Below are 14,798 nucleotides of genomic sequence, written 5' to 3'. Positions count from 1 at the left end.
ACAGCGCCTGCCGGGTACCGCTTGTCCAACTTGCTCCCGCCAGCGTCTCACACCTTCATTACTTCTCCATCGTTTTGATTTGCTTTCAAACGATATGTCAGCAATCACATTCCATATTATTTAACACTATTTTCTTCGAACCAGGATTTAAAGACAGGCTCTTCGTTATAACCGACAATCCGGTTCACTTCTTTTCCATCTTTATATTGGACGATGGTTGGCGTCTCTTCGATGCCATAGTCATTCCAGCCTTTTTCGAATTCAAGCAGATTGAATTGAAGCAGGTCAACTTTCATCTCCTTTGCTAGCGGAGCAACGACAGGTGTGGTACGCACGCAGTGAGGGCATGTCGGACTGTAAAAATAGACTGTAGCATCTTCGCCATTTTCAATGATTTCATCCAATTCATCAGGCGTGATGATGTTTTGGTAATTTGGATCGTCCAGCTGTTTAACCGTTTCCGGGTGCAAAGAGCTTTTTCCATAAGGATTCCCTTTGGATTTCTCTTCCTTTTGCGCATTATTCACAAAAAATAAAGCAGCGAATAAACCAATTATGATAACGAGGAAAATGATGATTTTTTTCATACTATGCTGCCTCCTTAGTCTTTTTCCATATCAGCAGGCTCATGGAAAAAATGATGATGAATGCTGTGAGTGCCAGTAAGGGAATCGTAATGAAGCCGAACCAGTTGATGTATTGGCCGGTGCAAGGAACCCTTCCGCAAGTGTCAGCGTTATCTGCCATGAATGGAACCTTTTGCAATGAATAATGGTAAAGCGAAATGATGGCACCAATTGCAGCCAGCACCATAGAATACAGGGAAATCCGATAATCTTTCCTGACAATCGCCATCCCGAGGATGATTGTGAAAGGATACATCAATATACGCTGGTACCAGCATAATTCACATGGTTCATACTGGCGGATTTCCGAAAAATAAAGGCTGCCGAACATCGCAATGATAGCTGCAGCCCAAGCTGTAAATAAAAAAGTCTCCCTTGAATCCTTCTTTTCATCCGCCATCTCTATCTCTCCTCTGGTATAGACTGTCTCCCTCATTACATCTTAAGGAAAACCTCAGAAATTTTCAATCAGGATTTCATGATTTTGAAACGGCTGATTTTTAAAAAATATTGAAGGGGAAGCTAAAATATGAGCAAGATAGGGTATAGGTATATGTATTTATAGATAGATGAAAGGTGTGTAAGACTGTATGTCGGAATTGGACCTCTCCAAATTTGAGAAGAGAATGATCATCCGTAATACAAGACATGAGGATATGGATGAAATCATCAAAATGCAAAGCAGTTGTTTCCCAGGAATGATCCCATGGGAGCGTGAACAGCTTGAAAGCCATCTTGAAATTTTTCCCGAAGGACAATTCGTTGCTGAATATGATGGGAAAATTGTTGGATCATGCTCAAGCCTGATCATCGATTTCGATGAGTACGACGATCGGCATAATTGGGACGATGTTACAGATAATGGCTATATAACGAACCATAATCCCGATGGCTATAATCTCTACGGAATCGAAGTCATGACCCATCCTGAATTCAGGCGGATGAAGGTAGGCTACCGCCTCTATGAAGCAAGGAAGGACCTTGCGAGACAGCTGAATCTAAAAAGCATCATCATTGGGGGAAGGATACCGAACTACCATTTATATTCCGGTGAGATGTCCCCCAGGGAATATGTCCGCCAGGTAGCTTCCCATAAAATATATGATCCCGTGTTATCCTTCCAGCTAAGGAATGATTTCACGCTCATGAGGATCAATCCAAATTATTTGCCGGATGATCTCCAGTCCAATAAATATGCGACTTTGATGGAATGGAACAATGTCGATTACCAGCCGACGACGAAGCGCTTCTTCAAAACCAGCAATCCGGTCCGCATTTGCGTGGTCCAATATATGATGAGGCAGATCAGTTCCTTTGAAGATTTTGCCCATCAAGTTGAGTACTTTACGGATGTGGCTTCAGATGCAGGCTCGGACTTTGCTGTATTCCCAGAACTTTTCACAGCACAGCTGATGTCTTTCCTTGATGAGAAGACCCCTTCCCTTGCAGTCCGCAAACTGACGGAATATACAGAGCAATATATCGAGTTGTTCACGGATTTAGCGGTCCGCTACAATATCAATATCATCGGCGGCTCCCACTTTGTAAAAGAAGAAGATGAAGAAATCTATAATATTTCATATTTGTTCCGCCGTGATGGCACGATCGAGGAACAATACAAGCTTCACATCACGCCGAATGAACGGAGGTGGTGGGGAATCAGCCGCGGTGATGAACTAAAAGTATTTGATACAGACTGCGGCAAAATTGCAATCCTTATTTGTTATGATATCGAATTTCCGGAACTGGCCAGACTTGCGACTGATATGGGGGCGAAAATCATTTTCACGCCATTTTGTACAGAGGATCGCCATGGCTATTTAAGGATTCGCTATTGTTCACAGGCAAGGGCAATAGAGAATCAGGTTTATACTGTCATTTCCGGAACAGTAGGGAACCTGCCGCAAACGGAAAATATGGATATCCAATATGCGCAGTCGGCAATTTTCTCGCCATCTGATTTTGAATTCGCGCGGGATGGGATTGTCGGGGAAACGAACCCGAATATCGAAATGGTCATGATTGGGGACGTTGACCTGGAAGTGCTAAGGCGCCAGCGCCAGGATGGAACAGTCCGCCAGCTCAAAGATCGCCGCCATGATATATATAGCATCCAGTATAAAAAATAACCGAAAAGGCAGCCCGAGGGCATGCCTTTTTCACTGAAAAGGAAAAGGAGGAAGAACGAGTCAAGCATCATTGCCCGACCAGTTTTTACGTTGAAAAGTTTGCGAATGGGCGTTCCTGCTTTGATGAGCCCCCTGAGACGAAGAGAATGGAGAACGGAATGCAGCATTTGCTGATGCGCTGTGTACTCATGACAGCAGGGATGCAGCTTGGGCCGGAAGTTCGGCAACATCAAACTTAGACATCCTCGCAAGCCCGCTATGCAGAAGATAATAGGGAGCTTCCCCTGGGCTGTCGAAAGAATGGGCATACATGAAAGTTCATTCTTTTTCCAACCAGAAGAGTAGGTTTATTTCAGGCGTAAAATAAATAACGTTTCAACTCTTGCCCCGTCTTGCTTTATAATGGCAATGAGATCAAAAACTATGATAGGGAGGGCGTCCAATGGATTGGAAACAAAAGGCCGAGAAATGGCTGGTTTTTTCTGGACTGGATTCAGAAATTAAGGCAGAGCTTGAGTCCATTAAACAGAATGAACAGCAACTGGAAGAACGCTTTTATAAGGATCTGGAGTTTGGCACCGGCGGCATGCGTGGAGAAATTGGCGCGGGTACAAATAGGATGAACTTATATACGGTCAGGAAGGCATCAGCTGGCCTTGCTGCATACATAGAGGAAAATGGGGAAGAAGCAAAGCGGCGCGGAGTCGTGATTGCGTATGATTCCCGGCACAAATCACCGCAATTCGCGATGGAAGCAGCAAAGACGCTCGCGACTCGCGGGATCCAGACTTATGTATTCGAGGAGCTGAGGCCAACCCCGGAGCTCAGTTTCGCTGTCCGACACCTTCATGCAATTGCCGGGATTGTCATTACCGCAAGCCACAATCCGCCTGAATACAATGGCTATAAAGTATATGGAGATGATGGCGGCCAACTGCCTCCTGCGGGTGCCGACAGGGTCATCGCCAAAGTGAATGAAATTGAGAACGAACTATCCATTGAAGTGCTAGCTGAACAGGAGCTCAAAGAAAAGGGCTTGATCAAGATGGTCGGACCAGAAGTCGACCGGGCTTATCTGGAAAAATTGATGACGATTTCCGAAAATCCTTCATTAGCAGATGAGACTGATGTCAAGGTTGTATTCACCCCTCTTCATGGTACAGCCAATACTCCGGTGAGGAATATCCTTACAGCTATGAAGTATCAAAATGTGGTCGTTGTCAAGGAACAGGAAAAGCCTGATCCCGAATTCTCCACGGTGAAGAGTCCGAATCCTGAAGAGCATGCCGCTTTTGAACTCGCTATCCGGGAAGGGAAAAAAATAGATGCAGATTTATTGATCGCCACAGATCCTGACGCAGACCGCCTCGGAGTAGCTGTGAAAAATCCTGAGGGAGAGTATGTTGTCCTGACTGGAAACCAAACTGGTTCATTGCTGCTCCATTATATCCTGAAACAAAAGAAAGCAAAAGGAACACTGCCGGCTAATGGCGTTGTCTTGAAGACAATCGTTACTTCTGAACTTGGCAGGGCAATCGCATCCTCTTTCGGTGCTGAGACAATCGATGTATTGACGGGGTTCAAATTCATCGCTGAAAAAATCAAGTCTTATGAGGAATCCGGGGAATATAAGTTCCTGTTTGGCTATGAGGAAAGCTATGGTTATCTGATCGGTGATTTTGCCCGTGATAAGGACGCTGTCCAGGCTGCAATGCTTGCAGTGGAAGTCTGTGCCTATTATAAAAAGAAGGGGATGTCCTTATATGAAGCTCTAATAAGTGTATTTAAGGAGTTCGGATATTATCAGGAAGGTCTCCGTTCCCTTACCCTAAAAGGAAAAGAGGGCGCAGAACTGATTCAGAAAACACTTGGTGTATTCCGTTTGGAGCCGTTAAAACATCTTGGCAGCCTGAAAGTGACTGCAGTTGAGGATTATCTCACAAGGGTCAGGGTAACGGAAGACAATAAAGAAGAAAAAATCGGCCTGCCGCCTTCGAATGTGCTTAAATATCATCTCGAGGATGGTTCATGGTTATGCCTTCGCCCCTCCGGAACAGAGCCGAAAATTAAGTTTTATTTTGGCGTGAAGGACAGCAGCCTTTTCGCCAGCAAGCAAAAGCTGCAAATGATCGAGCAGGATTTCATGAAGCTAGTCGAAGAAAAAATGGAAGAAGCGAAAAAATTATAGAACCCACCATCTCCATTTTGGATGTGGAACGGGCATTTACAGCCGAGGCCTGCATCAGCAGACCGCTCAATATGGAAAAATCCGAAGAGGTCTTCTCTTCGGATTTTTTCTTAACTGGATTCTGTCCTTGTCCATCGAAAATAGCTTAAGCAAAGTTACCATTTTCATCTCCTGTCCTGGGTCGCTTTTTCTGCGACTTTTGACTGAGGAAAAATCAGACTTTTTTTCAAGACGGATTTTTTCAGGAAAGGATATAATGGAAGAAATGAGGTGAAAAGATTTGGCAGTTGGACAGAACAAAACAGAAATTGGAATATTGAAAGAAATCGCCGAGCTATTAAATGAAGGCACGGAAATCAGGAATGTGCTTCCTGAGGTTTTGAAGAAGCTTCTGAACATCATCGGGCTTGAAACCGGATGGATTTTTTTGATCGACAAGGATGGCGATTTTCAGCTTGCAGCAAAAGCGGAATTGCCGCCTGCTCTGTCCTTGGACCAATATGCACCGATGTGCAGCGGCGACTGTTGGTGCGTGGACCGATTCAACGATGGCCGCCTCAATAAAGCGACGAATATCTTTGAATGCAAGCGGATTGAAGATGCGATCCACCACAAGACAGGGGAAACAAACGGCTTGACCCACCACGCTACGGTTCCATTAAGAGCAGGGGATGAAAAATTCGGCGTTCTAAATGTAGGATCGCCTTATAAAACGCATTTTAAAGCAGAGGAGCTTGCCTTACTCGAAGCCGTCGCGTTCCAGATTGGAACAGCAATCAAAAGAATCAGGCTGACCCAGCAAGAACAGGAACTCGCCTTGGCAGCCGAAAGGAACAGGCTTGCAAGAGATTTGCATGATTCTGTGAACCAGCTATTGTTTTCGCTTAGCCTCACAGCACGCGCCGGAGCGGAAATGACAGATATTCCAAATATTAAGGATACCTTTTCTTATATCCAGGATCTTGCACAGAAAGCCCAAGGAGAAATGAGAGCGTTGATCTGGCAGCTAAGACCCTTTGGACTTGAAAACGGCCTTGTCTGTGCACTTGCTGGATATGCTGAAATGATCGGTTTGTCTCTTGAAACAGAAGTTAAAGGGGTTTCCAGCTTGCCAGGAAAGGTCGAGGAGGCTCTCTGGCGTATTGGCCAAGAAGCATTGGCGAATTGTAAAAAACACTCCCAGGCAAGCAGTGTCATCCTCCAGCTGGAAAACAGCAAGGAGGAAATCCGGATGACAATAAAGGATGACGGTTGCGGTTTTGTGTTCGATCCGGAAAAAGCGATTCCGTCTCTTGGCTTAAAAAGCATGAAGGGAAGGACAGAAGCGTTGGGAGGCAAGTTCGTGCTGGACACCAGCCTTGGCAAGGGAACGGAAATCTCCGTCTCCCTTCCTGTTTGAAGCGAGAGCAGTGATTGAAAAAGAGAGGGGCGTCGTGATTTATGGCAATAAGGGTCTTGATTGCAGACGATCACCATATCGTACGCAGGGGGCTGGTTTTCTTCTTTAAAACCAGGGAAAAGATCGAGGTTGTTGGTGAAGCAGTAAACGGGAAGGAAGCTGTCGAACTGGCAAGGGAGCTTCGCCCCGATGTTATATTGATGGATTTGATCATGCCTGAAATAGATGGAATCGAGGCGACCAAATTGATAAAAGCAGAAATGCCTGATGTGAAAATCATGATGCTGACGAGCTTTGCCGATCAGGAACATGTCATACCTGCCATAGAGGCAGGAGCATCCGGCTATCAGCTGAAAGATATCGAACCGGATGAATTGGCGGCAGCGCTGATAAAGGTTGTGGAGGGGGAAGATCAGCTTCATCCGAAGGCAACCTCCCTGGTATTGAAGCATCTTACCAGCAGGAGCAGACAGGAGAAGAATCCAATCAGTGATTTGACAAAAAGAGAACTGGAAGTACTGAAGGAAATCGCCAAAGGAAAAAGCAATAAAGAAATTGCTTCGTCATTGTTCATCACAGAAAAAACAGTGAAAACCCATGTATCCAATATCCTTGCGAAACTTGGGCTTGCCGATCGGACTCAGGCTGCACTTTTTGCTGTGAAAAATGATCTGTGAGGCTGGTAGCCGCCTTTAATCTGAGAGACAAAAGAACAGAAATCCTATGGTGGAATGATTTAGAGATGATCGTATTCAAATAGGTGCTGGTAAAGGTGCTGGTAAAGGCGGAAAGGGAACGAAAGGGAGCCGATCGAGCTCAAATGCGATCCTGAAAAAGCTAAAAGGCAACGATGCAGGTCTTCTCGTGCCCAAAGGGACTCCCGGGAAGGCGGAAAGGTAACGCAAAAGGTCTTCTCGTGCCCAAATCGTCTCCCTGGAGGGCGGAAAGGTACCGCAAGAGGTCTTCTCGTGCCCAAGTCGTCTCCCGGGAGGGCGGAAAGGTACCGCAAGAGCGTCTTTCGTGCCCAAATCGTCTCCCGGGAGGGCGGAAAGGTACCGCAAGAGCCTCTTTCGTGCCCAAATCTTCTCCCGGGAGGGCCCAAAGGTACCGCAAGAGCGTCTTTCGTGCCCAAATCGTCTCCCGGGAGGGCGGAAAGGTACCGCAAGAGCGTCTTTCGTGCCCAAATCGTCTCCCGGGAAGACGGAAAGGTACCGCAAGAGCGTCTTTCGCGCCCAAATCGTCTCCCGGGAAGGTGGAAAGGTACCGCAAGAGCGTCTTTCGCGCCCAAATCGTCTCCCGGGAAGACGGAAAGGTACCGCAAGAGCGTCTTTCGTGCCCAAATCGTCTCCCGGGAGGGCGGAAAGGTACCGCAAGAGCGTCTTTCTTGCCCAAATCGTCTCCCGGGAGGGCCCAAAGGTACCGCAAGAGCGGTGCCCAAATCGTCTCCCGGGAAGGTGGAAAGGTACCGCAAGAGGTCTTCTTGTGCCCAAAGGGACTCCCGGGAAGGCCAAAAGGGAACGAAAGGGAGCCGCCAATCGAGCCCAAAGTGGTAATCGGCCTGAAAAACGGAAACGAGCGGGGTCAGATATAAAGTTACACTAAAAAACGGACACGTTAAATTGGTCAGATAGTACCTACCAATAAGGATCCCCCAAAAGGCAAGAAGGGAACGATCCTAATCAGATCCTACCTTAACGGGTGCTCGATTAGCCGAAAAGGGAACTTCAGATGAAGGGAATAAAAAAAAGAAAACACGGCACCTTTAAAGAAGGCGACCGTGTTTTTTGGTGGAATTCTTTTGTTAAATTAAACCAGGGACAGCGGTTTCCAGGAAGTCATCATCGGCGGCTTCATTGGCGTGATCGATATATCTAAGCAAGGAATACAGGCGCTTTTCAATAATGGAATAATCATTTTCAAAATTATAGGCGTGTAGAAAATGTTCAATCCTTTTGGCCAGGAAGTGGTCGTCTGTCCTGACCATTAGAATGAGAAGATTATCCCATTCAGACCGATGCGTATAATATAAAGCCCGGTCATAATCCGAATGGCTCATATCCGTACCTCCTTGTAAGGAGTTGATTATATTATATGGAGTTAAGTCGGGAACTTTCTCAGTAAATGTTGGGCAACATGGTTTTGGAGGATTATCAACTTTTAACTGTATATTGTTGATGATGTTCCTGATTACATATTCAGTTGAAAAATGCAGAACACTAACGAAAAAGAAAGGAGGAAGTACATGAGAAATTTTATGGGAGCAATTTTTGCGACAATCGTTCTTTTTTTGAATGTGATTGGAACGGCATGGGCAGAGGAACCAGGGTACGAAAAGTATGGGCGGATTGCCACCTCTGTCATCAAGGAAGATTTCCCTGGTGAGGAAGTGCGTGACTACGAGTATTTAGGCAGGAGACAAGTCAGCGCTGATGAAGTGGTTGATTCCTTTCATTTCAAAGTCATGGAAGGGGGCAGACAGAAACTTGTCACAGTCCAAATCAGCCATCATCTGAAGGATAAGAAGACACTCCAATTAGTTGTCACAGAGGAACCTGGCGAGTAATTTTTTTTGATGGCTGTAAGCCGCTCATCTTTCTCCCTTTTCTTTCATACATTGTGGTAAGACACGGAAAGGGGGAGAGAAGGTGTCAGAAGATCAAAAATCATTGGAACATGCCATTGCAGAAATTACCGAAATCGCGAAAGGTTTCGGGTTGGATTTTTACCCGATGAGATATGAGATTTGTCCTGCTGAAATCATTTATACATTTGGAGCATATGGGATGCCAACGCGATTTTCCCATTGGAGCTTCGGAAAACAATTCCATAAAATGAAGCTCCATTATGACCTTGGCCTCTCCAAAATTTACGAGCTTGTCATTAATTCAAATCCTTGTTATGCCTTCTTGCTTGATTCCAATTCGCTGATCCAGAATAAATTGATTGTCGCGCATGTCCTGGCGCATTGTGATTTCTTTAAAAATAATGTCCGCTTTCAAAATACGAAGCGTGATATGGTCGAAAGTATGGCTGCGACAGCTGAAAGGATCAGGAAATATGAAATCGAACACGGCAAACAAGCTGTGGAAGCTTTCCTTGATGCAGTCCTCGCGATTGAGGAACATATTGATCCATCCTTGATGAGACCGAAACTCAGCTGGTCCATAGAGGATGAAGAAGACGATGTTCCAGAGCAAGCGTCCACGCCTTACGATGATTTATGGAACCTGGATTCCAGCAAGCATGAAGAAAAAGCCCCAAAACAAAAAATATTTCCACCGCGTCCGGAAAAAGACTTGTTGCTTTTCATTGAAAGCTACAGCAGGGAGCTGAGCGATTGGCAGCGGGACATCCTCACCATGATGCGCGAAGAAATGCTCTATTTCTGGCCGCAGCTGGAAACGAAAATCATGAACGAAGGCTGGGCTTCCTACTGGCACCAGCGGATCCTCAGGGAAATGGATCTGACGAGCGGAGAAGCGATTGAATTTGCGAAGCTGAATGCAGGTGTTGTCCAGCCATCAAAGACGGGAATCAATCCATATTATTTAGGAATAAAGATTTTTGAAGATATTGAAGAGCGTTATAATAATCCGGATGAGGAAATGAAACGCCGCGGGGTAAAACCAGACTCCGGGCGTAATAAAATGTTTGAGGTACGGGAAATTGAATCAGACATCTCCTTCCTGCGCAATTATTTGACGAAGGATCTAGTCATGCGTGAAGATATGTATTTGTTCCAAAAGCAGGGCCGTGACTATAAAGTGGTCGACAAAGATTGGGAGCAGATCAGGGACCAGCTTGTCAGCATGAGGGTAAACGGCGGTTTTCCGTATTTGACCGTCACCAATGGGGACTACCTGAAAAATGGGGAACTGTATATCATGCACAGCTACGAGGGAATCGAACTGGATATTAAATATCTTGAGAAAGTTCTTCCTTACATTTACCAGCTCTGGGGCCGTAAATGCCATATCGAAACGGTAGTGGAAGGCAGGGAGATGCTTTACACATACGATGGAAAAGGGGTTCACCGGAAATATTTATAAAGCAAAAAAAGGTGTAGCCGGCTGCATGTGAATGCAGCCGGTTTTGTGTGTGTGGAAAAAAAGGTATTTCCTTGGGAGTGAGAGGACGACAAATATCAGGAAAATGAAGACGCAAACGGAAGACGATGCCAGGGAAGGGAAGGAAAACGAGTATATCCGTTATATTCTGCTTCGGCCATGTTTGTCCCTTCATTAATTCGGGACTCATTTAAAAGTGGTTTTTGAAGTGTAAAGCCGCAAGTAAAATGGTATTAGAAGAAGGAAGCCCGTGAATGATAAAAAAGATTGCACCTTTTTCATTACTGGGTCATAATTAAATATATGAACATATATTCATATAAAGAGAAAAGTAAAGGAGAAAGGCGGTCAGAGAATGGGAACTCATTCGCACGGCCACGGCCATAGCCATGGACATGGCCATCACCACCATTCTAACAATAAAAAAGCGCTATTTTGGGCTTTTCTGTTAATTGCTTCATTCATGGTTGTGGAAGTGATTGGAGGGGCGCTGACGAACAGCCTTGCCCTCCTTTCCGATGCGGGACATATGTTAAGCGATGCGGCTGCTCTCGGTTTGAGCCTGTTCGCAATGAAGTTGGGGGAACGGAAAGCCACTTATACCAAGACATACGGTTATAAAAGGTTCGAGATTATTGCTGCGGCTTTGAATGGGCTGACGCTAATCATCATTTCTATCTACATTTTTTTTGAAGCATACCATCGATTATTGAACCCCCCGGAGGTGCAGAGTTTAGGGATGCTGACAATCTCGGTGATTGGCCTGCTTGTCAATATCGCTGCTGCATGGATCCTGATGAGCGGGGACAAGGATGGGAACTTGAATGTCAGAAGTGCGTTCCTGCATGTACTGGGGGATATGCTGGGATCGGTAGGAGCCATCACGGCTGCCTTGCTGATTTACTTTTTCGGATGGGGGCTTGCAGATCCGATTGCAAGTATTGCTGTGGCTATCCTTATCATTATAAGTGGATGGAGGGTAACAAAGGAGTCCTTCCATGTCTTGATGGAAGGTGCCCCAGATGAAATCAAGCTGGAGGAAGTAAGGGCTGCGCTGATGAAAATCCCGAATGTGGCTGATGTACACGATATCCATGTGTGGTCGATCACTTCAGGTGTTTTCATGCTGAGCGGCCATATCGCGATTGAAGGGGAAGGTCTTCATGACCAAGTCCTTCACGAGGCGCAGGAACTGCTTCATGACAGTTTTGGTATCGAGCACAGTACCTTGCAGGTTGAAGGAAACCAAGACGGCTGTCCGTGTGTACACAGGCCATGCAACTAATATATGGATAGGTTCGATTATAAGGGGGCAGCCTTATTCCAATGAGAACATGCCAGCCGATCAATGATGGCTGGCATGTTCTATGCTCTTCTTCAAAAGGTCGATCACGTGTTCATCATCATGTGTATAAAAAAGTGTTGTCCCTTCACGCCTGAACTTGACCAGCCTCAGATTCTTCAAAAACCGCAGCTGATGTGAGACAGTGGATTGCAGCAGGGAAAGCTTTTCAGCAATCTCGTTAACAGAATGCTCTCCCTGGAACAGCAGGTGCAAAATCCTCAGCCTTGTAGGGTCGGAAAGAGCTTTGAAGGTCTGGGAAACGATGAATAATGTTTCCTCATCAAGTTCGGACACTGGTAATTCATTATGTTCATTTTCGGCCAAATCAGCATCCCCCTTTTAAAAATCAACTTGAAATCGTTTTTCCTTTATTATAACGCATCAGGCAAAAAGAAAAATCACCGCTCCAGCCGGCCGTGATTTCCTTTCTTGTTTAGCTGGATGAAGAAACCATCCGTTTCTGACCATTCAGCGAAAAAAACATTTGGTAAGTCATTTATGCCATGCTCTTTCAATGACCGGACCAGCCATTTTTCATCCTTTCCGATTTTCTTCAAATTTTCATGCCTTGGTTTCCCTTCATCCACGACTATGACGGATATATCGCTGTTTGGAGCCTTGATGTCCATACCCGAATAGGTCACCGGCTGTTCCTCTGGCTTGAGCATCACGCTGATGGTACCGCTTGTTTCGAGAATGGCATGTTTCACCTGGTTCAGTGAAAAGACCCCTTTCTGTCTCAGCAGGGCCCGTAACTGGTCCATTTCCAGTTCTGCTTTATCAAGATTATCCAATTGGATTTCCCCATCTTCGATCAGACTCTGTTCCCGCCCTTTTAATATCGGTCGCATCTTATCAAACTTCTGGGTGACTTTTTCAACAATGTAAATCAATACAGCCCAAACGGCAATTCCAAATAACATCTCCCAGATGGAAGCCGGCTTTTTTTTAAAGAGGTTTTCTTCAACTAGTCCTCCCAGTATAAGGGCATAGACAAAATCAAATGGGGTGATCTGTGACATTTCTTTTTTTCCAAGCACCCTTGTCACGATGACCAGGGCAGCGAGGCCAAGAATCAATTTCAAAGCGATCAAGCCATAAGTCATTTGTTCATTCACTCCCTTAGTCTCGATGGAAAACTAATTCCCTTGGGACTGGCAAGCCAAACAGGAAGGAAGTGGGTTTGCATATACAGGTTTAGGAACAGTCCTTGATGTTAAACTGATAGGGAGGAGGATGAGAAGTATGGGAGAGAGCAGAAGCGAGGAGTCCAAATATATCCAGCAGCACTTGGCGAATGAACGTACCTATCTTGCCTGGGTCAGGACCTCGATTGCCATCATCGGAATTGGCTTTCTGGCGTCAAGCCTCCATTTTAACAACATTCGTTCTATAAGCCAGTTTGCCGATACAATCGCTGTGTTCGTGAGTATTTTTTCATTGCTGGTCGGTTTGGTGATATTATTTTTTGCGACTATGCATTATTTTACGGTAAGGAAAAACATCAATAGCCAGAAATTCATATCTGCAAACAAGCTGATTAAGCTGTCAACAGCTATTATTTTTATGATTTTTCTCTTACTCGGGTTGTATTTGTTTACCAGCTTATTTTGAACCGCGAATCTTTAGGAAAGGACATGGATGGCAGTATTAGATGTAAGGTGTGCCTGCAAAAGAGGAGGAGCATGCAAATAAAACGGGCTTCCGTAACTGGAAGCCCGTTTTATTGTCCGGTACTCTTTTTTTTCGGTTTGATATGTGTAACCAGTCCATCATAATCCGTGATATACAGCTCGATTTCCGGCTGTGAATCAAGGCATTTCGTCTGAAGAAGCTGATAGTAATTCACCCTGTTGAGCGGATCATAAGGTAGCATCGGATATTGTTTGTGCTCCTTCACGTACATGTCGACGGCTTTCTGGACTCTATCAATCGTGACGGCGATTTCTCTTTGGTTTTCTTCAAAAATATCGTAGGTTTCTTTTGACATGTAAAATTTGCGTGAGGGGGTTCCGCCCAAGTAGGGAGCAAGCGGTTCAAAATCAATGCTATTGTCATCCTTGACAAGGATGGTCCGATAGACGCCTTTTGGCAATTTATCTGAATAAACCCTGATAGCCTTCCGCACATCATGGATATCTGCTTCAATCACTGGCCATGTTTTGGTAGCCACCTTCTCGGTCTTGGTTTCTGTTTTCCGCTTTTTCGCTGCGGTGTGCTTATAGATCAGCAAATAGCCAGCCAAACCACCCACTACCATTCCTCCAAGCACGCCGATGATCGTGAACAGCGGGAACATCCCCTGGTTCAGGTCGAACGAGGCACCGAGCTTGTAGCCTCCAAATATGGCGAGGATGAAAATCGCGCCGGCCATAATGTTCAGGCTGAGCATCTGGACGAGGAAGTGGAGGAAATCCTGCCATGTGGAATGACTGTCCTGGTTCGATTTCAAATAATTTTCCACATCCTTTCTGATATTTTCTGAAACATGGTATTCATTGAAAAACTGTTCAAGGGCTTTTGAAGCTGCTTCGGGGTCATTCTTCAAGATATAGGTTGCTTTCTCGAAATCCCCCTTGCGATACGCAAGATAGAACCATTTTGGTTCATTTGTCAATTCAAGCATCTCGGAAATCGTGCCGTGTTCCTTAAGAAATGTTTTTTTCATGATTATTCACGCCCCTTCGTTTTTTTAAATCCTCATAAGCTTGGGAGCGGATTTTCATGGCATCTTTGCGGGCATCATACAAAATGGCGTCAGCCTGCTTCTGGCTTTGGAGGATGAGTTCTTTGGCCTCACGTCTTGCCCTTGAAGTTGCTTGCTGCTGTTCAAAAAGCATTTTTTCTGAATCGACCCGGCATTTTTCGGCCAGATGTAATTGTTCGTCAATTGTATTCTGCCTTTTTTCCATCACAGCAACCAATTTGCCGAGGAAAAATTTCTTGAGGATAAAGACCAAAATCGTGAATAACAATGCCTGGTAAATCATTGTGCCGAGCGAAACAGACAGATTGAAGATCTTAAAATCGCCCATTTCATGTTC

Annotated in this window: 15 protein-coding genes; 8 read left to right on the top strand and 7 right to left on the bottom strand. The window is 45.3% G+C overall.

Going from position 1 to position 14,798, the window contains the following annotated elements; genetic code table 11:
* Nucleotides 1-116: 116 nt before the first annotated feature.
* Nucleotides 117-587: a thioredoxin family protein gene (locus tag JJQ88_RS05510; RefSeq protein ID WP_210364729.1), complete on the bottom strand. Its 471-nt coding sequence runs from the start codon at nucleotides 585-587 to the stop codon at nucleotides 117-119.
* Between the two features lies 1 nt (nucleotide 588).
* The gene (locus JJQ88_RS05505; RefSeq protein WP_210364728.1) at nucleotides 589-1,026 is read right to left on the bottom strand and encodes a disulfide oxidoreductase; all 438 of its coding nucleotides are present in this window, start codon (nucleotides 1,024-1,026) and stop codon (nucleotides 589-591) included.
* A 190-nt stretch (nucleotides 1,027-1,216) separates the two neighbouring features.
* Between JJQ88_RS05505 and JJQ88_RS05500 the strand changes: the two genes are divergently transcribed.
* From JJQ88_RS05500 to JJQ88_RS05485, 4 genes are all read left to right on the top strand, one after another.
* On the top strand, nucleotides 1,217-2,755 hold the full coding sequence (locus JJQ88_RS05500) for a bifunctional GNAT family N-acetyltransferase/carbon-nitrogen hydrolase family protein (protein WP_210364727.1): 1,539 nt from the start codon (nucleotides 1,217-1,219) through the stop codon (nucleotides 2,753-2,755).
* Between the two features lie 442 nt (nucleotides 2,756-3,197).
* Nucleotides 3,198-4,943 carry a phospho-sugar mutase gene (locus JJQ88_RS05495; RefSeq protein WP_210364726.1) on the top strand — a complete coding sequence of 582 codons (1,746 nt, stop codon included), beginning with the start codon at nucleotides 3,198-3,200 and terminating at the stop codon, nucleotides 4,941-4,943.
* Between the two features lie 280 nt (nucleotides 4,944-5,223).
* Nucleotides 5,224-6,342: a GAF domain-containing sensor histidine kinase gene (locus JJQ88_RS05490; RefSeq protein WP_210364725.1), complete on the top strand. Its 1,119-nt coding sequence runs from the start codon at nucleotides 5,224-5,226 to the stop codon at nucleotides 6,340-6,342.
* Between the two features lie 41 nt (nucleotides 6,343-6,383).
* The gene (locus tag JJQ88_RS05485) at nucleotides 6,384-7,019 is read left to right on the top strand and encodes a response regulator (protein ID WP_210364724.1); all 636 of its coding nucleotides are present in this window, start codon (nucleotides 6,384-6,386) and stop codon (nucleotides 7,017-7,019) included.
* A 1,124-nt stretch (nucleotides 7,020-8,143) separates the two neighbouring features.
* Here the strand turns inward: JJQ88_RS05485 and JJQ88_RS05480 are convergent.
* On the bottom strand, nucleotides 8,144-8,398 hold the full coding sequence (locus JJQ88_RS05480; protein WP_210364723.1) for a YhdB family protein: 255 nt from the start codon (nucleotides 8,396-8,398) through the stop codon (nucleotides 8,144-8,146).
* A 186-nt stretch (nucleotides 8,399-8,584) separates the two neighbouring features.
* On the opposite strand from JJQ88_RS05480, the gene JJQ88_RS05475 reads away from it, so the two are divergent.
* The 3 genes from JJQ88_RS05475 (at nucleotide 8,585) to JJQ88_RS05465 (ending at nucleotide 11,694) form a co-directional block, all read left to right on the top strand.
* Nucleotides 8,585-8,905 carry a DUF3889 domain-containing protein gene (locus JJQ88_RS05475; protein WP_246860944.1) on the top strand — a complete coding sequence of 107 codons (321 nt, stop codon included), beginning with the start codon at nucleotides 8,585-8,587 and terminating at the stop codon, nucleotides 8,903-8,905.
* 82 nt (nucleotides 8,906-8,987) lie between these two features.
* Nucleotides 8,988-10,391, top strand: a complete 1,404-nt coding sequence (locus tag JJQ88_RS05470) for a SpoVR family protein (RefSeq protein WP_210364722.1) — start codon at nucleotides 8,988-8,990, stop codon at nucleotides 10,389-10,391.
* Nucleotides 10,392-10,764: 373 nt separating this feature from the next.
* A complete protein-coding gene (locus tag JJQ88_RS05465) occupies nucleotides 10,765-11,694 on the top strand; it encodes a cation diffusion facilitator family transporter (RefSeq protein WP_210364721.1) in 930 nt (309 codons plus the stop codon).
* Between the two features lie 60 nt (nucleotides 11,695-11,754).
* On the opposite strand, the gene JJQ88_RS05460 is transcribed toward JJQ88_RS05465, so the two are convergent.
* Nucleotides 11,755-12,078 carry an ArsR/SmtB family transcription factor gene (locus JJQ88_RS05460; RefSeq protein ID WP_210364720.1) on the bottom strand — a complete coding sequence of 108 codons (324 nt, stop codon included), beginning with the start codon at nucleotides 12,076-12,078 and terminating at the stop codon, nucleotides 11,755-11,757.
* Between the two features lie 74 nt (nucleotides 12,079-12,152).
* Nucleotides 12,153-12,860: a DUF421 domain-containing protein gene (locus JJQ88_RS05455; protein WP_210364719.1), complete on the bottom strand. Its 708-nt coding sequence runs from the start codon at nucleotides 12,858-12,860 to the stop codon at nucleotides 12,153-12,155.
* A gap of 139 nt (nucleotides 12,861-12,999) precedes the next feature.
* Between JJQ88_RS05455 and JJQ88_RS05450 the strand changes: the two genes are divergently transcribed.
* On the top strand, nucleotides 13,000-13,368 hold the full coding sequence (locus tag JJQ88_RS05450; RefSeq protein WP_210364718.1) for a YidH family protein: 369 nt from the start codon (nucleotides 13,000-13,002) through the stop codon (nucleotides 13,366-13,368).
* Nucleotides 13,369-13,477: 109 nt separating this feature from the next.
* On the opposite strand, the gene JJQ88_RS05445 is transcribed toward JJQ88_RS05450, so the two are convergent.
* Nucleotides 13,478-14,422 (bottom strand): DUF3939 domain-containing protein, encoded by a 945-nt coding sequence (locus tag JJQ88_RS05445; RefSeq protein ID WP_210364717.1) that lies wholly within the window; start codon nucleotides 14,420-14,422, stop codon nucleotides 13,478-13,480.
* Nucleotides 14,403-14,789 carry an ATP synthase F0 subunit B gene (locus JJQ88_RS05440; protein ID WP_210364716.1) on the bottom strand — a complete coding sequence of 129 codons (387 nt, stop codon included), beginning with the start codon at nucleotides 14,787-14,789 and terminating at the stop codon, nucleotides 14,403-14,405. The genes JJQ88_RS05445 and JJQ88_RS05440 overlap by 20 nt, the downstream gene beginning before the upstream one ends.
* Nucleotides 14,790-14,798 lie beyond the last annotated feature (9 nt).

Origin of the sequence: Bacillus sp. REN3, from assembly GCF_017912555.1 — a bacterium.
Taxonomy (GTDB): domain Bacteria; phylum Bacillota; class Bacilli; order Bacillales; family Cytobacillaceae; genus Mesobacillus.
The sequence above is the reverse complement of the archived record's forward strand: the minus strand, read 5'-3'. Positions and strand labels throughout refer to the sequence as shown.